Annotated in this window: 23 protein-coding genes; 14 read left to right on the forward strand and 9 right to left on the reverse strand. The window is 60.9% G+C overall.

The genetic code is table 11. The annotated features are described in order from the left end of the window. Positions 1-7: 7 nt before the first annotated feature. Genes O3S81_RS24420 through bioB form a run of 4 tightly spaced genes read right to left on the reverse strand, consistent with a single transcriptional unit; the run spans position 8 to position 4,093 of the window. A complete protein-coding gene (locus O3S81_RS24420; RefSeq protein ID WP_269347381.1) occupies positions 8-1,300 on the reverse strand; it encodes an adenosylmethionine--8-amino-7-oxononanoate transaminase in 1,293 nt (430 codons plus the stop codon). After that, positions 1,297-1,935, reverse strand: a complete 639-nt coding sequence (gene bioD, locus O3S81_RS24425; RefSeq protein WP_269347383.1) for a dethiobiotin synthase — start codon at positions 1,933-1,935, stop codon at positions 1,297-1,299. Before bioD ends, O3S81_RS24420 begins: the two co-directional genes overlap by 4 nt. Continuing rightward, positions 1,932-3,077, reverse strand: a complete 1,146-nt coding sequence (locus O3S81_RS24430; protein ID WP_269347470.1) for an 8-amino-7-oxononanoate synthase — start codon at positions 3,075-3,077, stop codon at positions 1,932-1,934. The genes bioD and O3S81_RS24430 overlap by 4 nt, the downstream gene beginning before the upstream one ends. Further along, positions 3,074-4,093, reverse strand: a complete 1,020-nt coding sequence (gene bioB / locus O3S81_RS24435) for a biotin synthase BioB (protein WP_269347385.1) — start codon at positions 4,091-4,093, stop codon at positions 3,074-3,076. Before bioB ends, O3S81_RS24430 begins: the two co-directional genes overlap by 4 nt. A 234-nt stretch (positions 4,094-4,327) precedes the next feature. Here bioB and O3S81_RS24440 point away from each other — a divergent pair, with 234 nt between their 5' ends. From O3S81_RS24440 to O3S81_RS24480, 9 genes are all read left to right on the forward strand, one after another. Further along, positions 4,328-4,774, forward strand: a complete 447-nt coding sequence (locus tag O3S81_RS24440; RefSeq protein WP_269347387.1) for an acetyltransferase — start codon at positions 4,328-4,330, stop codon at positions 4,772-4,774. Positions 4,775-4,873: 99 nt separating this feature from the next. Next, positions 4,874-5,773: a helix-turn-helix domain-containing protein gene (locus tag O3S81_RS24445; protein WP_269347389.1), complete on the forward strand. Its 900-nt coding sequence runs from the start codon at positions 4,874-4,876 to the stop codon at positions 5,771-5,773. Between the two features lie 82 nt (positions 5,774-5,855). Beyond that, positions 5,856-6,788 (forward strand): hypothetical protein, encoded by a 933-nt coding sequence (locus tag O3S81_RS24450; RefSeq protein WP_269347391.1) that lies wholly within the window; start codon positions 5,856-5,858, stop codon positions 6,786-6,788. A 110-nt stretch (positions 6,789-6,898) separates the two neighbouring features. Continuing rightward, positions 6,899-7,309 (forward strand): hypothetical protein, encoded by a 411-nt coding sequence (locus O3S81_RS24455; RefSeq protein WP_269347393.1) that lies wholly within the window; start codon positions 6,899-6,901, stop codon positions 7,307-7,309. An 87-nt stretch (positions 7,310-7,396) separates the two neighbouring features. After that, a complete protein-coding gene (locus O3S81_RS24460; RefSeq protein ID WP_269347395.1) occupies positions 7,397-7,627 on the forward strand; it encodes a hypothetical protein in 231 nt (76 codons plus the stop codon). Next, a complete protein-coding gene (locus O3S81_RS24465) occupies positions 7,624-9,099 on the forward strand; it encodes a TolC family protein (RefSeq protein ID WP_269347396.1) in 1,476 nt (491 codons plus the stop codon). Before O3S81_RS24460 ends, O3S81_RS24465 begins: the two co-directional genes overlap by 4 nt. 14 nt (positions 9,100-9,113) lie before the next feature. Continuing rightward, positions 9,114-10,463: a multicopper oxidase family protein gene (locus tag O3S81_RS24470; RefSeq protein WP_269347398.1), complete on the forward strand. Its 1,350-nt coding sequence runs from the start codon at positions 9,114-9,116 to the stop codon at positions 10,461-10,463. A gap of 53 nt (positions 10,464-10,516) precedes the next feature. Further along, entirely contained in the window at positions 10,517-10,993 is a 477-nt protein-coding gene (locus O3S81_RS24475) for a cupredoxin domain-containing protein (protein ID WP_269347400.1), read from the forward strand. A 23-nt stretch (positions 10,994-11,016) separates the two neighbouring features. After that, positions 11,017-11,301, forward strand: coding sequence for a copper-binding protein (locus O3S81_RS24480; RefSeq protein WP_269347402.1), 285 nt, complete (start codon positions 11,017-11,019; stop codon positions 11,299-11,301). A gap of 91 nt (positions 11,302-11,392) precedes the next feature. Here O3S81_RS24480 and O3S81_RS24485 read toward each other — a convergent pair whose 3' ends face one another. Then, complete coding sequence (locus O3S81_RS24485; RefSeq protein ID WP_269347403.1) at positions 11,393-12,205, reverse strand: phosphatase PAP2 family protein; 813 nt, start codon at positions 12,203-12,205, stop codon at positions 11,393-11,395. Between the two features lie 171 nt (positions 12,206-12,376). Between O3S81_RS24485 and O3S81_RS24490 the strand changes: the two genes are divergently transcribed. The 3 genes from O3S81_RS24490 (at position 12,377) to O3S81_RS24500 (ending at position 15,332) form a co-directional block, all read left to right on the forward strand. Then, positions 12,377-13,075, forward strand: coding sequence for a response regulator (locus O3S81_RS24490; RefSeq protein WP_269347405.1), 699 nt, complete (start codon positions 12,377-12,379; stop codon positions 13,073-13,075). Beyond that, a complete protein-coding gene (locus O3S81_RS24495) occupies positions 13,072-14,229 on the forward strand; it encodes an ATP-binding protein (protein ID WP_269347407.1) in 1,158 nt (385 codons plus the stop codon). The genes O3S81_RS24490 and O3S81_RS24495 overlap by 4 nt, the downstream gene beginning before the upstream one ends. 305 nt (positions 14,230-14,534) lie before the next feature. Beyond that, positions 14,535-15,332 carry a DUF535 family protein gene (locus tag O3S81_RS24500; RefSeq protein ID WP_269347472.1) on the forward strand — a complete coding sequence of 266 codons (798 nt, stop codon included), beginning with the start codon at positions 14,535-14,537 and terminating at the stop codon, positions 15,330-15,332. Between the two features lie 42 nt (positions 15,333-15,374). Here the strand turns inward: O3S81_RS24500 and O3S81_RS24505 are convergent, their stop codons facing one another. Then, a complete protein-coding gene (locus tag O3S81_RS24505) occupies positions 15,375-16,895 on the reverse strand; it encodes an MFS transporter (RefSeq protein WP_269347409.1) in 1,521 nt (506 codons plus the stop codon). 132 nt (positions 16,896-17,027) lie between these two features. On the opposite strand from O3S81_RS24505, the gene O3S81_RS24510 reads away from it, so the two are divergent. Next, positions 17,028-17,900 (forward strand): LysR family transcriptional regulator, encoded by an 873-nt coding sequence (locus tag O3S81_RS24510; protein WP_269347411.1) that lies wholly within the window; start codon positions 17,028-17,030, stop codon positions 17,898-17,900. On the opposite strand, the gene O3S81_RS24515 is transcribed toward O3S81_RS24510, so the two are convergent. Next, positions 17,897-18,514 (reverse strand): 3'-5' exonuclease, encoded by a 618-nt coding sequence (locus O3S81_RS24515; protein ID WP_269347413.1) that lies wholly within the window; start codon positions 18,512-18,514, stop codon positions 17,897-17,899. The genes O3S81_RS24510 and O3S81_RS24515 overlap by 4 nt on opposite strands. A gap of 225 nt (positions 18,515-18,739) precedes the next feature. Here O3S81_RS24515 and O3S81_RS24520 point away from each other — a divergent pair, with 225 nt between their 5' ends. Continuing rightward, on the forward strand, positions 18,740-19,522 hold the full coding sequence (locus tag O3S81_RS24520) for a pyrroline-5-carboxylate reductase (RefSeq protein WP_269347414.1): 783 nt from the start codon (positions 18,740-18,742) through the stop codon (positions 19,520-19,522). A gap of 54 nt (positions 19,523-19,576) precedes the next feature. Here the strand turns inward: O3S81_RS24520 and O3S81_RS24525 are convergent, their stop codons facing one another. Next, complete coding sequence (locus O3S81_RS24525; RefSeq protein ID WP_269347415.1) at positions 19,577-21,175, reverse strand: MFS transporter; 1,599 nt, start codon at positions 21,173-21,175, stop codon at positions 19,577-19,579. Beyond that, entirely contained in the window at positions 21,172-21,612 is a 441-nt protein-coding gene (locus O3S81_RS24530) for a DoxX family protein (RefSeq protein ID WP_269347416.1), read from the reverse strand. The genes O3S81_RS24525 and O3S81_RS24530 overlap by 4 nt, the downstream gene beginning before the upstream one ends. Between the last annotated feature and the right edge of the window lie 175 nt (positions 21,613-21,787).

Raw genomic sequence — 21,787 nt, forward strand, 5'->3', positions numbered from 1 at the left:
CTGCCCTCTATCTCCCGACGGTGCATGATTTCGCCGATGCAACGTCGGTGACGATCCCTGCAACCTCATCGATAACATCAAAGGCGCGGGCCAGATCTCCGCCTGTCGAGCAATAGGGCGGCATCAGGTAAAGCACGTTGCCGAGCGGGCGGATGAGGAAGCCACGCTCGCGGAACAATTGCCGCATGCGGGGCCCTGCCTCGGCAAGATAACCGCCGGTCGGCACCACGAGATCGAGCGCGGCAATGGTGCCTGCCTGCCGGATGCCGGTGAAACGGCCATCATCCGCAAATCGCTCGAGATTGTCGCGCAGCGCCTGTTGCACCTGCCCGACGCGCTGGAGAACCGGTTCATCCCGCCAGACCTGAAGATTGGCGACGGCGGCAGCGCAGGCGATCGGATTGGCCGTATAGGAACTCGAATGGAAAAAGGTCTTGCGGCGGTCGGTCGAAAAATGCGCATCGAAAATCTGTGCACTGCACAGCGTTGCCGCCAGCGGCAGGGAGCCGCCGGTCAGCCCCTTGGAGGTGCAGAGAATATCCGGTGAAACGCCCGCCTGTTCGCATGCGAACAGGGTTCCCGTCCTGCCCCACCCGGTCATCACCTCATCGGCGATGACGAGGCAGCCATGCCGTTCGGCGATCTGCTTCAACCCGGCCAGCACATCCGCGCCGTAAATCTTCATTCCGCCGGCCCCAAGCACCAGCGGTTCGATCAGCAGGGCGGCGACACGGCCGGAACGGCAAAAGGCCTCGAACATGTCCAATGTGCGCTGTTCGCTGCCCGCCTGCGGAAAGGCCAGTCGGTCGACGCCGAAGAGCAGCGGCTCATAGGCGGCATTGAACACGCCGCGCTCGCCGGTCGACATGGTGCCGATCGTATCGCCGTGATAGCCATGCTCCATCACCACGATGCGATCGCGCTTTTCACCGCAATTGTGGAAATAACCAAGCGCCATTTTCAGCGCCACTTCCACCGCCGTCGAGCCGCTATCGGAATAAAACACATGGCTTAGTCCGGCGGGGGCGAGTTCGATCAGCCCCTTTGCCAGCACCTCGGCGGGTTCATGGGAAAATTCGGCGAAGATGACCTGGTCCAGGGTCTCGGTGGCGGCGCGGATGGCCGCCATGATCGCCGGATGCCGGTGCCCATGAGTGATAACCCACCAGGATGAAATGGCATCGAACAGGCGATTGCCATCCTCATCGACCAGAAAAGCCCCTTCCGCCGAGACCACACGTTTCATCGGCGGCTCCAGCCCATGCTGGGTGAAGGGATGCCAGACGGGGAAACGGCTCATGCCGGCACCTCCAGAAAATCAGCGAGATTGAAGTGTTGCGCGAAGGCCTGATGCAGCACTTCGGTGGTGATTTCCGGCAGGCGCGGCAAACGGCCGAGCGGACGCACCGCGCCGATATCGGTTATGACGCGCTCGTTTTCCCGGTTTGCATCGCCGATGAAAACCACGCCCTGCACCGGAATGGCCCGGTGCCGCAGCGCCTCAAGCGACAGCAGCGTGTGGTTGATGGTGCCGAGTGCGGTTCTGGCGCACAGGATGAGCGGAATTTGCCAGCGGGCGAAAATATCGGCGAAGAGCACCGTGTCCGTCAGTGGCACCAGAAGCCCGCCCGCCCCCTCGATCACCAACGCTCCATCGATTTGCGGCGGCTGTAAAAGCGCGGGATCGATCGTGATGGCGTCGAGGCGGGCTGAAAGATGCGGTGAGGCGGGCGTTTTCAAACGATAGGCCTCCGGCAGGATGCGCGAACGCGGCACACCGCCCAGCCGCTCCACCGTCTCGCTGTCGGTCTCTTCCTCCAGTCCGGATTGCACCGGCTTCCAGTAATGCGCCTGTAGGGCATGGGTCAGCGCTGCGGCAAAAACCGTCTTGCCGATGCCGGTATCCGTACCGGAAATCACGAAACGCAGACTCATGCCGCTTCCTCCCGCATCGAAGCGGCGAGCAAGCCGACCATGGCGGCAATCTGGCTTTCATCCACATTGAGCGTGATGGCGATGCGCAGGCGCGCCGTTCCCTCCGGCACCGTCGGCGGTCGGATCGCCCGCACATCGAAACCGCCGTCTCGCAGACGCGCGGCGATCTTGAGCGCGCGGGCATTGTCGCCGATCATCACCGGCAGGATCTGCGAGCCGCCGGGCGTCACGCCGAGCCGCGAGCGCAGTTCTTCGCCGGCAAAATTTACCAGTTCCGCCAGCCGTAGGCGCCGCCAGGGTTCATCGGCAATGACGCGCAGGGCTTCCCGTACCGCCGCCGCCATCAGCGGTGAAGGCGCGGTCGAATAGATGAAACCACGGGCGCGGTTGACGAGGTAATCGGCAAGAACCGCAGGCAGGCTCAAAAGTGCACCGGAGAGGCCGAGCGCCTTGCCGCAGGTGTGAAGCGCCACCACATGGTGCCGGCCTTCCAGTTCTGCGGCGAGGCCACGGCCGCCGGGGCCGAAGACGCCGGTGGCATGTGCTTCATCGACAACCAGAAAACCGCCATGCCGTTCGGCAAGATCGGCGAAGGCCGCGAGCGGCGCGCAATCGCCATCCATGGAATAAAGGCTCTCGACCGCAATCCATGGCCGCCCGCTACCGCCCGCCTGCCGCCAGCGGATTATCTCCCGCTCGAATGCCTCGACCTGATTATGGGGCACGGCCGCCGCCCCGGCCTTGCCGGCCGCAATACCATCATGCACGCTGGCATGGATCAGGGCATCATAAAGGACGAGATCGTCCCGCAATGGCAGGGTGGAAAAAAGCGCGACATTGGCGGCAAAACCGCTGCCGAAATAGATCGCCTTTTCGGCCCCGAAAAACGCCGCCGCTTCCGCTTCCAGCGCCTCATGTTCGGGGTGGTTGCCGCGCAGCAGCCGTGAGCCGCCGGCACCAACCGGCACACCTCTTTCGATGGCGTGGGTGATTGCCGCCTTCAGGCGGGGCGTTTCGGCAAGCCCGAGATAGTCGTTGGAGGTGAAATCGACCCCCTCCCGCGACGCAAGCGCGCGCAGACGCGATTTGCGGCTGAGGCCCGCGAGCTTCGTCTGATAGGCAGAGAGCGCCGAGATCTTCACCGGCACCCTCCCGCCTCCACGGGCTGCAACTCCATCGGCTTCAGGCCCAGCCGCCGGAAGAGCGCCGTATCGTGGTCCTCCCCCGGATTATCCGCCGTCAGCAGCGTTTCGCCGATGAAGATGGAGTTCGCGCCAGCCAGGAAACAGAGCGCCTGCGTTTCATCGCTCATCTCCGTGCGCCCGGCCGAAAGCCGCACATGCGAACGCGGCATCAGGATACGCGCGAGCGCAATGGTACGCACAAAATCGATCGGATCGATGGGATCGGCATTGGCAAGCTTCGAACCGGGGATCGGGATCAGCATGTTGATCGGCACGCTTTCAGGCGGAACCGGCAGGTTGGCGAGTGTTACCAGCATCGAAATCCGGTCTTCGACCGTCTCTCCCATGCCGAGAATGCCACCGGCGCAGACCTTGATGCCGGCATCGCGGACATTGGCGAGCGTTTCCAGCCGGTCCTCGAAGGTGCGGGTGGTGATGATCTCGGAATAAAACCGCTCCGACGTATCGACGTTGTGATTGTAATAATCGAGCCCGGCATCGGCCAGCTGTTCGGATTGTTCCGGCGTCAGCATGCCGAGTGTCATGCAGGTCTCCATGCCGAGCGCCTTCACGCCTTCCACCATGGCGACCACCGCCTCCATGTCGCGTTCCTTGGGATTACGCCAGGCCGCACCCATGCAATAACGCGTCGCCCCGCCCTCCTTCGCCTTGCGCGCCTCAGCCAGCACCCGCTCCACCTCCATGAGCTTGGAAGCCTTCAGACCGGTCGGATTGCGGGCAGACTGGCTGCAATAGCTGCAATCTTCGGGGCAGCCACCGGTCTTGATGGACAAGAGCCGGCTCATCTGGATCGCATTCGCATCGAAATGACAGCGATGCACCTGCTGCGCACGGAACAGCAGATCGTTAAATGACAAATTATAGATAATTTTCGCTTCTTCGAACGAAGAATTGGCTTCAACCACCGGAATCGAGGCCGGGTTTTCTTCGATTTGCACCGCGACACGGTCCATGAGCTAGCCTCTTTCCCAAAATAAATAGATAGAAGTCCTTTTTATCTATTTTTTTCCAGCGGCATTTTGCAAGCACTTTTTTCAAGACGATTTTCCGGCACCGGCGACGGATGGCACCGGGTGGAAGCGGACAGGCCGGGTTTCGGCGCAGAAATTGATTGAATACGCACATGCTCATGGAAAAGATCGGACCCGCCCATGGTGCGAAAAGGCCGCAATTGCTAAGGGTGGGACATGATTACACTTCGTGCCTCCACCAGCCGCGACGCGACCCGCATCCTCGACATATGGAGCAGGGCCGTGGACGCCACCCATGATTTCCTTCTTCCGGCGGATCGCGCCGCGATCGGTGAGGAGGTCAAAGCTTTCCTGCCGCAGGCACCGCTGACGCTCGCTGTCGATGTTGAAGACCACGCGCTCGGCTTCATGTTTGTCCATGAAGGGCATATGGAGGCGCTTTTCATCGATCCGGACCATCACGGCAAAGGCATCGGCAAGGCTCTCGTGCAAAGCGCGCTTACGCTGCACCCCGCGCTGACCACCGATGTCAACGAACAAAACGGCGAAGCGCTGGGCTTTTATCGCCGGCTGGGCTTCGAGCCGACGGGACGCTCCGACCTCGACGGACAGGGACGACCCTATCCGCTCATCCATCTTCGATTTCGCGCAACGGAACAATAGACCGCCGGGATCATCGGGGAGGGTCCAGTCACGAACACCATCATTCGTTTCGCAACCGATGATTTTCTGCCCGAGCACCGCTTCGACCAATGGCGCGAGGTGCGTGGCAAAAGCCTGTTCGGCGTGACGATCGAGCTTGCGCGGGACCGCCGCCACGCCTTCAAGGGTTCGTTTCAGGCACGCACCGTTGCTGGCGCGGTGGTGAGCGAGATGCGCGCCTCCTCTTACCGGGTGAACCGCACGGAAGCCGATATTGCCCGCATTGCCGGCGACAGCCTCTGCATCGGCCTTCAGGTGAAGGGGTCCGGGTTGCTGGATGCCGGCCGGGACCGGCTTCACAACGTCCGCGGCGGCGATATCACCATCAACTATTCCGACCTGCCCTATGACGCGATACCGGGCGACGAGGCGGATTTTCACTACAAGATGCTGAAGATTCCCGTGGACTACGAGGTCATGCTCGGCCAGCCGGCCGATGACCTGTTTGCGACGCGATATGCGGAAAATACTGCCATTTCCCGGCCTTTCCGGGCACTTTTCGATGCACTCAATGCAGACCGTGGCAGGCTCATCGACCCCGCCCGCGACGTGGCCCATATCGCACGGCTCGCCATGGCGGTGCGGGGCCGGCTTTCACCTGCCATGCCGGAGGTACGCGCCGCGCTGAGGACCGGGCTCTGTTATGCGGCCCAGGAGATCATGATGCGGAAAAAATCCTGGCAGCACCTGACACCGGCTGCGGTGGCGAAGGAACTCGGCATTTCGCTGCGGCAATTGCACGTCGTCTTCGAAGGCGCGGAACTGTCGTTTTCCCGCACGCTCTCCGCCATGCGGATCGAGGAAGCGAGGCGCTTGCTGCTGGCATTGCCCGCTTTGCCCGTCACACAGACCGCCTATGGCTGCGGCTTCGACAGCCTGGCGACCTTCTACCGGGTGTTCGCCAGCACCTATGGCATGACGCCGGGCGAAGCCCGCGTCGCGGATATGCCGCCAGCTTAAAATTTCGTCTCTGCGCGCAATGAGAAGACGCGCCATTTCAGCTTCTGTTAGGCCGGAGGAATATTCCAGAGGAGCCCGGCCCATGACCAATTTTTTCGACTTTGCGATTTCCGGCCTGCCAGCCGCTACCGCCGATGCCCGCCGGCCATCGCCCTGCGAAATAGAGGCGCTGCTCCAAAACCACGCCTTCGCGGCCGCGCTGCGTCTTCTGGCGGGAGGTTTCATTACTCTCTACGGGGGCGCGCCCGACATGACTGCGCTTTTTGCGACGCGACAGAGCCGGCTTTTATGCCACGCACTTCTGGCGCTCTATTTTGAAAAATGCGACGCCTGTGAGACCGCAGGCGGCGAAGCCGCGCTGACGCGGAAAGATTTCGCCCATATGGCGCTTCGATACGGCCTTGCCAGCCATGATGTCGCTTATGCCTTCTTCAGGGAGGCACTGAAATGCGGGCTGACGAGACCGGCAGACCAATCCGACGACGGGCGGATCAACGCGGCGATACCTTCGCAGCCGGCCATGGCGATGCTCACCCAATGGTACGACGTTCATTTTCAGGCGCTGGACCTGCTCGACGAGGGGTTCAGGGCCTCGCGGTTCATCAAGCGGTCAGACGTCATGCTTCCACGCATCCATCCCCGCGTGTCGCAGGCGTTCCTGTCCCATCCGGAGATGCGCTGCCCCGGTCCGCTTTCCATCATCTTCAACTGGTTCGATGCGGGCGGGCTGCTGATGGACCGCCTGATCGCCGGGATCGACTGGGAAAGGCCGCCTGAACAGGGCAGACGCCTGACCGACGTACAGACGGTCACACAATTGGCGACCTCACTTTCTGTGTCGCGTATCCATATCGGCCGCAAGCTCGCGGCAGCCGAGCTGATCGGCGGCATCGGCTGGAGCGGACGACACGGCCGCTCCGCGCTCTGGATCTCGCAGGGTTTTTACGAGGAATATGCCCGCACGCAGGCACGCAAGCTTCTCATTCTCGATGACACCTTGATTGGGTTTTTATGAGGGGATTGGTATGAGGCGGAAGCGATATTCAGCCTCATAACAAGGTTTTCATCAATGGTTATGAAGTATATCCATTGACAAATCACGGGACTCCGGCTTTTCTAAAGCACATGCGTGAAACGTTGCGAGCATCGAAATTGCTGGCCCTTCTGTTCAGACTGGTGATGATCCTATCACTGGCGGGCTACAGCGTTTCCACCGTCAATGCCGCAATGCATGGTCCCGAAACCGGGGGAATGCGGCACGATCAATCCGTCATGATGGATCACAGCAAGATGATGGATCATGGCGGTTCGGCCATGACGTCCGACATTCATGACAACCACGATATGGCCGACAATGACAGCGGCGCCAAAAAGCCCGCGAAGCCGCAATGTTGCGGCGATTTCTGTCTCGGCATGGCGATTCTGATCGGCCACGACACCATTGGCACGCCCGTGGTTAGCAGCATCCGTACCTTCCCCGATGACAGCAAGGCGCTGGGCCAGAGCCCGCTGCTGCACCGTCCGCCTAATATCTGAACAGGCAGAGCCCACCTTTGGGCAATGACCGTGCGTGAGCGGCTTTAGCGCCGCTGCGCCGTTGTATCTCCTGTTCGGAAAACACCCATGAACCCAATCCATATTGTGGTTGCGGCGCCCCTGCTTCTGGGCGGCTGCACAGCCACATCCATGATGAATGACGCCGCCTCCTATGACGATGCGGCAAACCCGGCGCTTGGCGCCGCACCCATTCGTTACCAGACCCCGGTCTCGGGCTACACCGCCCGCATGCCGGTCGATCCGAAACCCTGGCGTGACCAGAACAATGCGCAGGCTCCGAAAGGAGACGCATCATGACACGCCGGGCATTCAAACTCGGAGCGAAACTTGCAGCGGTCCTATCCCTGCCGGTTTTTCTCAGCGGCTGTGTCACGGCCGCGCAATATGCCTCCCGCGACGCCGGTTTCAGCAATGTCTCGGCGAAGACGTCCGAGGCGACCGGAAAGCAGACAGTCTGGGTGCAGAACCGGGCCGAAGCGCAGGCAACACAGGCCCGCGTCAAGTCGCTGATGGCGGCCAGCAAGACCCTTGATGTCGAGACGGCGGTGCAGGTGGCGCTTTTGAACAACAAGGGCCTGCAGGCGGCCTATGCCGATCTTGGTGAATCCGCCGCAACCGCATGGCAATCGACCATGCTGGTCAACCCCACGGTCGGCATCGGGCTGACGGGGATCGGCACGCCGGGTCTCAGGGCCTACAAGGCGATAGAAGGTGTCATCGCCACCAATATTCTGGCGCTCGCCACCCTCAAAAAGAACGTCGAAATTGCCGATACCGGTTTCCGCAAGGCGCAGCTTGGTGCTGCGCTGAACACGCTGCAGCTGGCGGCGGATACCCGCCGCGCATGGATCAATGCTGTTGCCGCCGTCGAGAATGTCGGCCAGCTGGCACAGGCGCAGACCGCGGCGGATGCCGCCTCGGAACTCGCCAAAAAGCTTGGCGAGTTGGGCTCACTCAACAAGGAAGGCCAGGCGCGCGAGCAGGTCTTTTATGCCGAGCTGACCGGCCAGATCGCCAAGGCGCGGCTGGAGGCCCGCCTTGCCAAGGAGGAACTGACGCGGCTGATGGGACTGTGGGGAGCGGATATAGAATACAGCATCCCCAATCGCCTGCCGCCGCTTCCCAAGGCGCTGGCCAAACGAGACATGATCGAGGCCGAAGCCCTGCAACGCCGCGTCGACCTGCAGATGGCCAAGCTCGATCTGGAGGCGACCGCACGGTCATTCAAGCTCACCGAAGCCACCCGATACGTCACCGATCTCGGCCTCCGCTCCGGTTTCGAGACCGAGCGCGAAAGGGATGAGGACGGCATCGAGAAACAGACGACCGGCCGCGCGGAACTGGAATTCGTCATCCCGATCTTCGATTCCGGTCAGGCGCGCATGCGGGAATCCGAACTCGCATACATGCGCGCGGCAAACCTCCTGGCAGAAAAGGCCGTCAATGTCCGCTCGGAGGCCCGCTCGGCCTATCAGGCCTATCGCTCGAACTACGACATCGCCCGGCATTACCGCAACAGCGTGGTGCCGCTGCGCACGAAGATCGAGGAGGAGTCGCTGCTCACCTATAACGGCATGCTCACCAACACTTTCGAGCTGCTGGCCGACAGCCGGGAAAAGGTCAATTCGAACCTGCTCGCCATCGATGCCAAACGCGACTTCTGGCTCGCAGAAGCCGGTCTCGCCCCCGCCATTTATGGCGGCGGGGCGGGCGCGGCTGGCGGAGAGACCGAGGTTGCCGCCGCTTCCGGCGGCGGTGGCGGACATTGAGAAAGGAAAAGACCATGTTCAATAGAAGACAACTTCTGGGCGTCAGCGCCGCGATGGTCTCCTCGGCGGCCTGGGCGGAAACCTCCAACAGCAGCCTGCCCGAAGCGGCATTGATGGAAACGGCGGCAACACAGGCGCCGGTGAAACCCACCACCGGGCCCGATTACAATCCCGTTGTCACCCTCAACGGCTGGACCCTGCCCTTCCGGATGAACAATGGCGTCAAGGAATTCCACCTTGTCGCCGAGCCGGTGGAGCGCGAAATGGCGGAAGGCATGACCGCCCGCCTGTGGGGTTACAATGGCCAGTCACCCGGCCCGACCATCGAGGCCGTCGAAGGCGACCGGGTGCGCATTTTCGTGACCAACAAGCTGCCGGAACATACGACGATCCACTGGCACGGCATGATCCTGCCATCCGGCATGGATGGCGTCGGTGGCCTGTCGCAGCCGCATATCCCGGTCGGCAAGACCTTCGTCTACGAGTTCGACCTCGTGAAGTCGGGCACCTTCATGTACCACCCGCATTCCGACGAGATGGTGCAGATGGCAATGGGCATGATGGGCTTTTTTGTCATCCATCCGAAGGATCCGGCGTTCATGCCGGTGGACCGCGATTTCGTGTTCCTGCTCAACGCCTTCGACATCAATCCCGGCGCCTCCGTTCCCAAAATCATGACGATGACGGATTTTAATCTGTGGGCGTGGAACAGCCGGGTGTTTCCGGGCATCGACCCGCTGGTCGTCTCCAAGGACGACCGGGTGCGTGTCCGGGTCGGCAACCTGACCATGACCAACCACCCGATCCATATGCACGGTTACGATTTCGAGGTGACCTGCACGGACGGCGGCTGGGTGCGACCCGAGGCACGCTGGCCGGAGGTCAGTATCGATATCCCCGTCGGCGCCATGCGGGCCTATGAGTTCGACGCCAAATATGTCGGCGACTGGGCGATCCATTGCCACAAGTCGCACCATACGATGAACGCCATGGGACATGACGTCCCCACCTTCATCGGCGTCGACAAGAAGACAGTCACCGAAAAGATCCGCAAGGTCCGGCCGGACTATATGCCGATGGGCACCGCCGGCATGGCCGACATGGGCGCGATGGAAATGGAAATCCCTGAGAACACCGTTCCCATGATGACGGGATGGGGTCCGCACGGCCCCATTGAAATGGGCGGCATGTTCTCCGTGGTGAAGGTTCGCGAAGGCATCTCCGCGGGCGATTACTCAGATCCCGGCTGGTACGAAAACCCGCCCGGCACCCAGGCCTGGGAATGGACCGGCGAACTGCCGGATACGCAGAAAAACACCGACCCCAAAACGCAGATCAGGCCGCAACTGATGAAACACGGCTGAATACGACCCAACGCCACCAGAACCCCAACTCCATTAAAACCAAGGAACATGACATGACCAGACTGAAACTTGCACTGCTCGCTGCCGCCCTCGCCACGCCAGCTTTTGCATCGGGCACCCACGGCGGCGGCCATGAGGCCATGGCGATCGGCGAACCCGGCGACAAGGCCAAGGTGACCCAGACCATTCAGGTGACGATGAAGGAAACCCCGGACGGCAAGATGCTGTTCACCCCCGCCAAATTCGAATTCAAGAAGGGCAAGACCGTGCGTTTTGCCGTGAAGAATGCCGGCGAACTGGACCATGAGTTCATTCTCGACGAACAGAAAGCCAATCTGGAGCACAAGGCCGCGATGGAGAAGGCTCCGGAGATGGAGCACGACAATCCGAACGCCATCAGCCTCGCGCCCGGCGAAAGCGGGGAAATCATCTGGAAGTTCACCAATGACGGCATGTTCGAATTCGCCTGCCTGAAACCCGGGCACTACGAAGCCGGCATGCGCGGCGATCTCAAAGTTTCGGCAAAGTAATCCAGCAACAAAGGACTCTGATCATGAAAACCATCGTTAACATCACACTCGCAGCCGCACTTCTGCTCACCGCGCCCTTCGGCGCCTTCGCCCAGGAATTCACCAAGGGCACGGTCAAGAAGGTGGATGCTGCCGCCAAGAAGGTCACCATTACCCATGAAGAGCTGAAAAACCTCGACATGCCGGGCATGACCATGGTGTTCCGCATCAAGGACGATGCCCTCCTCGCCAAGCTCAAGGAAGGCGCGAATATCGAATTCGTCGCCGAACGCGCCGATGGCAAGCTGATAGTCGCGCAGGTGAAATAAGGCGCCGACAGTAGCGCCCGTTCACGACGGGCGGGCGTGGCGCGTTCGAAAGAAGCTGCAAGGGCAGCGGTCTTCCGCTGCCCTTGTCGTCTTACGGTCTTCCTTCTGCGGCCTGCCGCGTCCGGCTGATCCTGCGGGAGAAGGCGGCATCGATCGCTTGCCGATACCTCGTAAAGGGCGAGTGGAGCAGCAGAAACACCACAAACATCAAGGGCCATGCAATCAGGACATCGGAAAGGAAATGGGCCCCCATTGCGACCCTGTTCAGCGAGACAATCACCACGAACGGCACCAATATCGCGGTGCCGATCAGGCGAAGCTTCTCCGGCAGGAAGATGATCACGGCCAGAACAGCGACTGCGGAAGCGCTTTCACCGGAAGGAAAGGAGCAATTGCGGAGGCAACCGCCATCGAGGGAAAGAACCGGCGTAAAAAACATATCTCCCCCGAACTCGCCGAGATGGCGCGGTCTTGCCCTGCCGAACAGCTTTTTCAAAACATGAACGGCGACACCCGGCCCCAGAGCAAAAAAGGCGATGACAAGCAGCAGCTTGTGAGGGGGGAAAACCCGCAGCAGGCCTCGCGAAAACAGCGTGGCGACAAGCAGACACACAAGCCCGGGCAATAAAACAGCCGGAAGCATGCGGTTCAGATCGCGGACGGAAAGCAGGAACTCATCCTCGCTGAGGCGGAAGCCGTTCGTGAAGAACTGCCGGCTAACAGCCAGGTCGATATCGGACCTGACCGTGAAGAACACCATCAGCGCCAGCACGACCAAAAGAGCCAGCAGCAAGTAGCTGCCCAGGGCACGCGCAAAAGCCTGGTGGGCGACACGGATGGCGCTTGCGCGAAATTTTGAATTTCGCTTTTTCTCGTGGGTTCTGCTGGCGAGAGACTGGTGCATGGCCAGTTTTCTTCCGCAGAAATGTCAAGGCTTTGCGGAGAAAGATACAAGACTGCACGGAAAGCGGTGTCGGCAGTCTTCATTCCCGGCCACGGGCTCTTGCCCGATGTTTCGCATACGCTTAGCGTCCGGCTCGTAACACGGCTTGTACAGGTAGTTTGCGGGTTCAGCATGGACAAAGGGCTTATTCTGATCGTCGAAGACGACCCCGATATTATTCAGATTCTGGACGCCTATCTCATTCGCGAGGGATACAGAACCGTCAGAGCCAGCGACGGAGAAACGGCGCTGACCCATTTCTCCATGTTGAGGCCGGATCTGGTTCTCCTCGACATTCGTTTGCCGAAGTTCGATGGCATCGAGGTGTTGAACCGCATCCGGCGGGAACGGGATACGCCTGTCATCATGGTCACCTCCCTCGCGGAGGATATGGACAAGCTGACCGGCCTGCGCCTCGGTGCTGACGACTACATCGTCAAACCTTTCAACCCCCACGAATTGATCGCGCGGGTGAATGCCGTGCTGAAACGCACACGCCAGCCGGCCGGTGGAGGGGTCCTGCGCTTCGGCGCCATCGAAGTGGACACCGAAGCTTATGTCGCGGCTGTTTGCAGCGATGCAGGGCGAACCGTTCTGCCCCTCACGCTGAGCGAGTTCAGGATACTCGCCCATATGGCGCGCCGCCCCACCCATGCCTTTCAGCGCGCCGATATTCTGGACGCCTGCCTGCCGGAAAGCGATGCGCTGGCGCGCACCATCGACACGCACATCGCCAACCTGCGCAAGAAACTGGCGGATCACGGCGCCTGCGGCTATCTGGTCTCCGTGCGCAGCGTCGGTTACCGACTGGCCGGGGAGCAAAAATCATGAAACCCTGGCGGCTCAGCCTGAGCACCATGACGGCGATCACAATCACGACGATGCTGATCTTTGCGGTCGCGATGGTCTATCATGGCGTCTCCTGGTATTCGGATAACATGGAGGAGCGTATCGTTGCGACGTTGTCGCCCGATGCCGCCAAGGCTTTTTCGGATATCGACCGGGGCGTGATGCCAGACCAGCAGCAGCTGCGGGCTCTTGTCGAGGTTTTGCCCAGGATAGAGGACGAGGCTGACGACGAGCTTCTCGCCTCGGTCTTCGGATTCGGCCTGCTCGGTGTCCTGCTGTGCAGCCTGCTCGGCTATTTCATCTCCCGGCGCATTGCCGCGCCGCTTGAGAAGCTTACCGTCGCCACGCGGCGCATGGCATCCGGCGATTTCAGCAGCGGCGAGACCGTCAGGGCGAACCACATCGTCGAAATCGCTTTTCTGGTCGACAGTTTCGACACGCTGACGCGGGAACTCCAGATGATGGAGCGCCGGTTGAAGTTCAACACCATGGCCGTGGCGCATGAACTGCGCACCCCGCTTACCATCCTGCAGGGCCGTCTGCACGGTATCGTGGATGATCTCTTTCCTCTCGACAAGGAAGCCATTCGTCACCTCATCGTCCATGTGGAAGGGCTGACGCGCCTTGTCGACGATCTGCGGACGCTCTCCCTTGCGGAAACCAACAGCCTCGTCCAGGAAACGCAGCCGCTCGATCTTGCCACCGAATGCGCGGCGGCGGTGGAAGCGGCACGGCCACTGATGGAAGAAGCTGGCCTCACTCTCGATATGTCGCTCGCAACCGCTTCCGTTTACGGTGACCGCCAGCGTCTTCGACAGCTGCTACTGATCCTGATGGACAATGTGCGCCGTTATGCGGCCAGCGGTAAGAGCCTGCGCTGCTCAACCGGACTTCGCGACGGGCGCCCCTTCGTGGCGATCGAGGATAATGGCCCGGGTTTCCCCCCCGGCGTCGAGGCGCACGGCATCGAACTCTTCTGGCGGACAGAACCGTCACGCGCACGCAAGACCGGCGGCACCGGCCTTGGCCTGTCGATTGCAAGAGCGATCGCGCAGGCGCATGACAGCGATCTGCAGATAAAGGCAGGAGAGACCGGTGGAACCGTCGTGACGGTTCTGTTCAAGGCAGCCACCTGAAAACTCCGAGGGGACAATCGTCTCCTCCCTTCCAGTTCGCTTGCCCGCGCCGCCACATCTTCACATGAAACCGGCTGTTTCTCGACAAAGTCTTCACAAACCCGGCGCATGCCTCGGCCGAATGCCGATCTTCGCCGGAAGCCCACCCCATGTCACGCACTCAAGATGCTGCCGCTCTGGCAGAGAAGTTCCCGGTCCCCGATGATGTGGCCGAGACCGCTTCAGATACAGCCCGCTTTTTATTGTTCTGGAGAATCATAACCTTCGTACAGCGCGCCCGTTGGAAGCGGGCGGTGCTTTTCTGGATGCGTTTTGCGGCCAACCCTTTCGTTACCTTTCGATGGTGGTGGTTTCTGGCAGCGTTTTCGGCAAGGCAAAAATTGCCGCCGCCGCATGATGAGCTTCTGCAAAAACCCCTGTCGAAATTCCTTCTCAACAAAGTCTCGCAGAAAAGGCGGCTGGCTTTTCTCATCGACAATTTCGCAATTGCGGACCGGCATTTTTCCCGGAACGTCATGGCCGGTCTCTGGGCGGGAAAAACCGTGGAATTGGGCGCCATTCGCGGCCGAAACGATGAATATCGATGCATTTTGACCCTGGCCGACCGTTGCGGCGGCCGGCACGAGGGTGCTTTCGCCGTCAGACTTCTGCGCGACCATGATGATGCCGTTCTGTGGACGGCGACGTTTACTTTTCTGCAACAGTGCGAAAGCGCGCGCCACACGATCGTTGTTGGAGGCATGCAGGGGCCGAGGGCCGCAAAGGAGCAGATGGTGTCGGTCACGCGCGACCTTGCGGGACTTCGCCCCAAGGAAGCGACATTGATGGTTCTGCAGGGCCTCATCTCGGTGAATGCGTGTCATTATCTCGCCATTGGCCATTCCAGGCACCCCATCCGCTATCGCCGCACGCGACGGCAGAAAATGATGGTTTCAGACATCGATGCCTTCTGGCGGGAACGCTCTGCCGAACCGGAGGAAACATTCGGTTTTAAGGTTCCCGTCTCCAGCCTTGAGGGCACGGACAAACGAAGCCGGATGAAACTTTGCTTTTACAAGCTCGGCCGTGGGCTTGCCGGGAGCAAACCAGACAAAAGCGAATAGGTTGGGGCGAGACAACTCGCCCCTTCCTTTTCGGGTCCTGCTTTAGTCCCGGGCCGGTTGCCGCGCCGGTCCGAAGATCACGAAGCTGAGCCCGGCAAGCAGCCAGACACCGATGCCCGCATAAAGCATGACCAGACCAAAACCATCCGCAAGCGCCTGATGGACGAGCGTTTCCGAAACGCCCAGCGCCGATGTGCCGGCGGTTCCCGCCGCAATCTTTTCCGCAAGCGATTGCAGGGCAGTCATATCCGTGCCGGCGGGCAGGTTCGCCCGCAACGAAGCCCGGACGCCCTCCACCAGAATGAAGCCCATGATGGGAATGTTGATGGCAAGCGAGATCATGCGGGCGCTCATGTCGATGCCGGATGCCATGCCGGAACGGGCGGGGGAAACCGCGCCGGTGGTGGTGTTGGTGACCGGCGTATTGGTCAAGCCGAGCCCGATGCCGGCAAGGATGCAGCCGGGCAGCATGGTGAGCCAGCTCACATTTTCGATGCCGCTTCCGATTTTCATCAGCATGAAACCCAGACCGATGGTGAACAGTCCGGCCGGAATGACGAGGCACGGCTGATAACGCAACGACAGGCGCTCTGCGAGCGGCGGCACCACCAGCGCCGGCAGAGTATAGGCAAGCAGGCCGAGGCCGGCGGTGACGCTGTCATAACCGAGACCGGCCTGAAACCAGATCGGCAGATAGATCATGAACGGCCAGAAGCTGATATTCATTGCCGCCGAACCGACGATCGCCCCGGAAAAAGGCCGGATGCGGAATACGGAGAAATCGAACATCGGCCTCCGCGTGCGCTTTTCAGCGACCACGAAAGCAATGAAGCTCGCAACCGAGACCCCGAGGATAAGAAGCGACGTGGGGCTCGCAAAACCGAGCTCGGGCCCCTGCGTGATGAAAAAAGCGAGGCAAAAAACGGCAGCCGAAAGCGTGGCCATGCCGGCAAGATCAAGACGCGCCACCTCCGGATCGCGCGATTCCCTTACACCGCCGGCGGCGAGCAGCCAGGTCACGATGCCGAGCACGACATGAACGAGGAACACCCATTCCCAGCTCCACAGCGCGACGATGGCGCCGCCGATGATCGGGCCGAAACCCAGCCCCACGCCGGAGACGATGCCCCACCAGCCGAACGCCATGCCACGCTCCCGGGCCGTGCGGAACTGGTGCGACAGGATGGCGATCTGGCACACCAGCATCGCCCCGCCGCTCAAGCCCTGAAAGAAGCGGGCCCCGATCAGCACGGAAACATTCTGCGTCATCCCGCAGGCGAGGGAAGAAAGTGCAAAAGCAGCGATGCTGGCAATAAAGACACGTTTGCGGCCGAAGCGGTCGGCCAGCGCCCCCGTCGCCATCAGCACCATGGTCACACCGATCGTATAGGCATTCATGATCCACTGAAGCTGGCGGAAATCCGCCTGCAGCACCTCCTCGAGTGTGGGCAGGATTGCCGGAACACTGGAAATTTCCAGTCCGAACATCAGGGCGGAGAGACAAACGGCAGCGAGCGCCATGGCGCTTCTGCTGGCCGCTTGTTCGGTAACAGCAAGGGTCATTCTTCAGCCTTTCGTGGGTGGAGGCGCACAGGCGCCATCCGCTCAATAAACCGAAGGCAAACTAGCCAAGGCTTGACCATAACGGAATTGGATGATTGATTATTTCAGAGACAACAAATTGGGATGGCCGAGATGAGCACGCTGGATGTGGAAGCCGTCGAGGCCTTCGTCACCATCGCCGATCTGCAGAGCTTCACCCGCGCCGCCGAAACGCTGGGCACCACCCAGGGCGCCATCAGCGTCAAGCTCAAACGGCTGGAAGACAGGCTTGGCCAGCGGCTGCTCGAAAGAACACCGCGTTCGGTGCGTCTGTCCGCCCAGGGGGCGGTATTTCTCGCACCCGCCCGCGAATTTCTCGCGGCACATGATCGGGCACTGGCAGGCCTTTCCTCGCCGCGCCGCCGTTTCGGCCTCGGCATTGCCGCGCATGTGGCGGGGCCAGAGGTGCCGACGCTTCTGGCGCGGCTCAACGATCACGACCCCGGCCTTACGATTGAAGTGCGGATGGACCATTCCCGCGCACTGCTTGATGCCTTTGACCGTGGTGAAATCGATGCGGCCATCATCCGGCGCGAGGATGACCGGCGTGACGGCGAGGTGCTTGGATCGGAGCATTTCGGTTGGTACGCAACCCCGCAATTCGAACATCGTCAGGGCGAACCGCTCAGGCTGGCGGCACTTTCACCCGCCTGTGGCGTGCGCAACATCGCCACCCATGCCCTGGACGCGGCGGCGATTGCCTGGACGGAAGTGTTTCTCGGCGGCACATCGTCGATGGTGACCGCAGCCGTCTCGGCCGGGCTTGCGATTTCCGTCTTTTCCTGCCGCCTTGCACCACCCGGGACAGTCGAGGTCAGCCAGCGTTTCGGCCTGCCGCCTCTGCCCTCCAGCGAAATCATCATGTTTTCGACGCTGACCGACAGCAGGTCCCGCGAAGCGTTGCGCACACTTGCCGCCGCCTTTCGCGAGCACAGGCCGGGAACAATTCCGCCTGATATAGGCTAAGCGGCGAGCGCGAATTCTTCCGGCTTGAGCTTTCCGCTCCTCAGAAGATGTTGCAGGGTATAAGAAACTGAAAGCGCATCATCGAGCGCATCGTGGCCCTGCAAAGGCGGATGCTCAACGCCGTAATAGTCGGCGAGACGGTTGCTGGACGTCTTGGCCAGATCCTCGACCGGCATTCCCGCCGTAAGCAGGAGCCTGACCGCATTGTCGAAGCGATGAGCAGGCATGGGCGGCTGGATACCCGCGACATAAGTGCTGATCGCCATCATGTTCAACTCGTCCTTGCCCCATGACCAGCATTGGGCACCCTCAGAGAAGCTGTCGAAGCTTGAGAGGGCATCCTGCAAGGGAACGCCTTGCGCCTCAATGATCTCCTCGGTGATACCCGTCAATCTGGTGAAGAACGGATCGATCGCATATCGCCTGCCATAACGGTCGACCGGGGAGATAAACACCCTATAGGTCTCCAGAAGTGGAAAATCGCCTTCCAGCCCGAGCTTGACGGCACCGATCTGCGCGATGACAGGATCAGGATCATGGGCCGCACACCAGAATCTGCGTTGCGAACCCTCCAGGCAGAGAAACTCACAGTCGAATATGATTGCCTTTTTCATCGATGTCCCTCCTGCCCACAAGGTAACAACAGGTCAGCCGGAACAGGAAGTGGCGACCCCGCGTCAAATTCTATGGCAGTCTTATACCATCGAGTGCGGCGGGCTCCGTTTCAATTGCAAATTAACGCGCTCTGCTTGTCGACAATTCCCGGCGGAAAACTTAGCATCGGATGAAAATGGCACGGCCGATGCCTCTGTCGGTCCATTCGCCGTGGTGGAGTATTCATGTCCCTTCCCCAGAAAATCGGTTTTATCGGAACGGGCGCCATCACCGACGCGATGGTGCGCGGCCTGCTTGCCAAGCCCGCCGCCGTACCACATGTCATGGTGTCCCAGCGCAGTGCCGATATCTCGGCCAGACTTGCCGCCGATTTTCCGCAGGTGATCATCTCCGGTGACAATCAGATGATCGTTGATGGCTGCGATCCCGTCGTGCTGGCAATCCGTCCGCAGATCGCCGAAGAGGTCATCCGGCCTTTACGGTTCCGGGACGGGCAGAAGGTCATCAGCGTCGTGGCTGCAACCAGCCGCGACACACTTCTGGACTGGATCGGCGCGGATGTGCGTCTCAGCCAGGCGATCCCGTTGCCCTTCGTTGCCCGGCGCAAGGGCGTCACCGCCATTTACCCCGCCGATACGGATACCGCGGCGATCTTCAACGTGCTCGGCAATGCTGTGGAATGCGAAACAAAAGCGGAATACGACCTTCTGGCCGCCGCCAGCGCGCTGATGGCCACCTATTTCGGCATCATGCAAACGACGACGGAGTGGCTGGCGGAGAACGGCCTGCCGGAAGAAAAGGCGCGTTCCTATGTCACGCCCCTCTTTGCTGGTCTCTCCGAGGTGGCCCTGCTCTCCGGCGGAAAGGCTGACTTCACCGAGATGAGCCGCGAATTCGCCACCAAGGGCGGCCTCAACGAGCAGGTCATGCACGATTTCGGCAGAAAGGGCGGCTCCAGTGCGCTGAAAGAGGCATTGAGCCGGGTGCTGGGGCGGATCGCGCAATAACCGGCGGGCTTTAAAAAACGAGAACGAAAAAGGGGCCTTTCGGCCCCTTCCTGTTTATGCTTTTCCCGGACGGTTGATCGTGAGGAAGTGGCGCACGACAGGCTTTTCCAGCCCGGAATGGTAAGCAAGCACCTTGCCCTGCAAATCCGCATCCGCATTGGAAACCCGCTTGTGCTGGCGAAGATGCTCGGCCCAGGATTCCACCATGAACCATTCGACGATCTTCTGCGGATCGGCGGAGTCTTCGGTGACACCCCAGCCATAGGCCCCGTCACGGCGGCGCTCCTGGGAGAGCTCATCCAAGGCATGCAGGAAAGCGGAGCGATGATGCTTCTCGACATTATATTCGATCAGGATCAGAACCGGGCCGCGATCATGGGCCACGGGCTCGGCAACGAGCGGTTCGGGCCAATGGTTGGACGGCACCATATCCGCATCGCCAGCCGGCAATTTCAGGCGGTGCATGACGAGACCCGCCACGAACAGGCCGGCTGCACCGATCAGCAACGTACCCGGCACGCCTGCGGCCTCGCCAACGGCGCCCCAGCCGATGCTGCCCGCCGTCATGGCACCGTTGAAGACGGTGAGATAGACGGCAAGGCCACGGCCACGCACCCAGTTGGGCAGGATGGACTGCGCCGCGCCATTGAGAGTGGTCAGCGCCGTGATCCAGGCGCCGCCGAGGAACAGCAGGATGACGATGGCAAGCCATTTTGGCGGTGCGAGCGACAGGCCGGCCATGACGAGGGCGGTCGTGATGGCGGCGCCCAGAAGCAGGGCATCGGCATCAAAACGTTCACGCAGCTTAGGCATGACCAGTGCGCCGCCAATAGCACCTGCCCCGACCGCGCCGAGCAAAATACCGTAGAAGCTTGCGTCACCGCCGAGCAATTGCCGGGCAACCAAAGGCAGCAACGCCCAGACGGCACTGGCAAAGGCGAAGAAGATCGCGGCGCGCAGCAGGACGACATGCAGCGGCCGGCTGGCACGCGTGTATCGCAGACCCGCACGGAAGGCGCCAAAAAAGTTCTCCTGCAGCGCATCATTGGCGTTCTTCGCCCGGGGCCACCACAAAAGCGCGGCGATGACCACGAAATAACTCGCAACATCGGCGCCATAGGTGAAGGCCGCGCCGAAGGCTGCCAGCAGAATGCCGCCTGCGGCCGGGCCGATGGAACGGGCGATGTTGATACCCAGGGAGTTCAGCGCCACCGCGCTTTTGACATCCTCTCGTTTCACCAACTCCGGCACGATCGCCTGCCAGGTCGGCCCCATCAGGGCTGCCCCGATACCGCCGAGGAAGGTAAGCCCTATCAGGGCGCTGACGGACAACAGGCCGGTATGGGCAAGAACCATGAGGGTGATGCTGACGGAGGCCAACAGAAGCTGGACCGCAATCAGGAACTTGCGACGGTCGAGAATATCCGTCAGCACACCGGCCGGGATTGCCAGAAGAAAGATCGGCAGGGTTCCGGCCGCCTGCACCATGGCGACCGCCGCCGGCGAAGCCGAAAGATCGGTCATCAACCAGGAACTGGCAACATCACGCATGAAGCTGCCGGTATTACCGAGCACCGTCGCGGCCCAGAGGACGGCGAAGACCGGTTGCGCAAGAGGAGCAAAGCTGCTTGCGGAGGATTTTGCGGCACTCATTTGCCCGTTCCTTTCGTAAGATCGATTGCAGCGACGATAACAAAGGCGCCGGCCAGACCGAGATGTTCGAAGAAAGCGTTGGTGGCCATCATGCGGTCCATACCGGGCGCCATTTCCCAGAACCGCAGCGCGATGAAGGTGGCAAGGAGCGTGAAGGTAGCAAGTGCAAGGGCACCGGCCCAGCGCAGGAAGCCCGACACCACCAGAGCGGAGGCGGCAAGTTCAAACAGGATGACGACGACGGCGAATGCGGCCGCCGGCTGCAGGCCAAAATGGTTCATCTCCGCAATCGCGCCGGGGAAATCGAAGATCTTCGTGAGCGGCCCCTGAATATAAGCGGAGCACAGCGCCAGAAGCGCCAGGGTTTTGGTGGCGGGCGCGGCAACGATATCCGCAAGAAGCCCGCGAAGGCGAAGGGTCGAAGATGGATCGGTCATTCTAGTGCTCCTGGGATTGGCCGTCGGGTCGAGCGGCGCTGGGTTCATGTGATGGAGCGATATTGACCGAAACAATTATCGCCAACAATTGCATCAATAGTTTCGAGATAATTGCGTTATTTGCAATACTGGATGGAAACCGGGTTTCCGGTGTTCGCGCAGGAGAATGGGCAGC

The sequence above is a fragment of the Agrobacterium sp. SOY23 genome, from assembly GCF_027212525.1.
GTDB lineage: Bacteria > Pseudomonadota > Alphaproteobacteria > Rhizobiales > Rhizobiaceae > Agrobacterium > Agrobacterium tumefaciens_I.

What these genes read in the sequence shown, in the direction of transcription:
- O3S81_RS24420 (WP_269347381.1), bottom strand. Translation starts at nt 1,300, where the DNA reads ATGAGCCGTTTCCCCGTCTGGCATCCCTTCACCCAGCATGGGCTGGAG.
- bioD (WP_269347383.1), bottom strand. Translation starts at nt 1,935, where the DNA reads ATGAGTCTGCGTTTCGTGATTTCCGGTACGGATACCGGCATCGGCAAG.
- bioB (WP_269347385.1), bottom strand. Translation starts at nt 4,093, where the DNA reads ATGGACCGTGTCGCGGTGCAAATCGAAGAAAACCCGGCCTCGATTCCG.
- O3S81_RS24440 (WP_269347387.1), top strand. Translation starts at nt 4,328, where the DNA reads ATGATTACACTTCGTGCCTCCACCAGCCGCGACGCGACCCGCATCCTC.
- O3S81_RS24450 (WP_269347391.1), top strand. Translation starts at nt 5,856, where the DNA reads ATGACCAATTTTTTCGACTTTGCGATTTCCGGCCTGCCAGCCGCTACC.
- O3S81_RS24455 (WP_269347393.1), top strand. Translation starts at nt 6,899, where the DNA reads ATGCGTGAAACGTTGCGAGCATCGAAATTGCTGGCCCTTCTGTTCAGA.
- O3S81_RS24460 (WP_269347395.1), top strand. Translation starts at nt 7,397, where the DNA reads ATGAACCCAATCCATATTGTGGTTGCGGCGCCCCTGCTTCTGGGCGGC.
- O3S81_RS24465 (WP_269347396.1), top strand. Translation starts at nt 7,624, where the DNA reads ATGACACGCCGGGCATTCAAACTCGGAGCGAAACTTGCAGCGGTCCTA.
- O3S81_RS24470 (WP_269347398.1), top strand. Translation starts at nt 9,114, where the DNA reads ATGTTCAATAGAAGACAACTTCTGGGCGTCAGCGCCGCGATGGTCTCC.
- O3S81_RS24475 (WP_269347400.1), top strand. Translation starts at nt 10,517, where the DNA reads ATGACCAGACTGAAACTTGCACTGCTCGCTGCCGCCCTCGCCACGCCA.
- O3S81_RS24480 (WP_269347402.1), top strand. Translation starts at nt 11,017, where the DNA reads ATGAAAACCATCGTTAACATCACACTCGCAGCCGCACTTCTGCTCACC.
- O3S81_RS24485 (WP_269347403.1), bottom strand. Translation starts at nt 12,205, where the DNA reads ATGCACCAGTCTCTCGCCAGCAGAACCCACGAGAAAAAGCGAAATTCA.
- O3S81_RS24490 (WP_269347405.1), top strand. Translation starts at nt 12,377, where the DNA reads ATGGACAAAGGGCTTATTCTGATCGTCGAAGACGACCCCGATATTATT.
- O3S81_RS24495 (WP_269347407.1), top strand. Translation starts at nt 13,072, where the DNA reads ATGAAACCCTGGCGGCTCAGCCTGAGCACCATGACGGCGATCACAATC.
- O3S81_RS24500 (WP_269347472.1), top strand. Translation starts at nt 14,535, where the DNA reads ATGCGTTTTGCGGCCAACCCTTTCGTTACCTTTCGATGGTGGTGGTTT.
- O3S81_RS24505 (WP_269347409.1), bottom strand. Translation starts at nt 16,895, where the DNA reads ATGACCCTTGCTGTTACCGAACAAGCGGCCAGCAGAAGCGCCATGGCG.
- O3S81_RS24510 (WP_269347411.1), top strand. Translation starts at nt 17,028, where the DNA reads ATGAGCACGCTGGATGTGGAAGCCGTCGAGGCCTTCGTCACCATCGCC.
- O3S81_RS24515 (WP_269347413.1), bottom strand. Translation starts at nt 18,514, where the DNA reads ATGAAAAAGGCAATCATATTCGACTGTGAGTTTCTCTGCCTGGAGGGT.
- O3S81_RS24520 (WP_269347414.1), top strand. Translation starts at nt 18,740, where the DNA reads ATGTCCCTTCCCCAGAAAATCGGTTTTATCGGAACGGGCGCCATCACC.
- O3S81_RS24525 (WP_269347415.1), bottom strand. Translation starts at nt 21,175, where the DNA reads ATGAGTGCCGCAAAATCCTCCGCAAGCAGCTTTGCTCCTCTTGCGCAA.
- O3S81_RS24530 (WP_269347416.1), bottom strand. Translation starts at nt 21,612, where the DNA reads ATGACCGATCCATCTTCGACCCTTCGCCTTCGCGGGCTTCTTGCGGAT.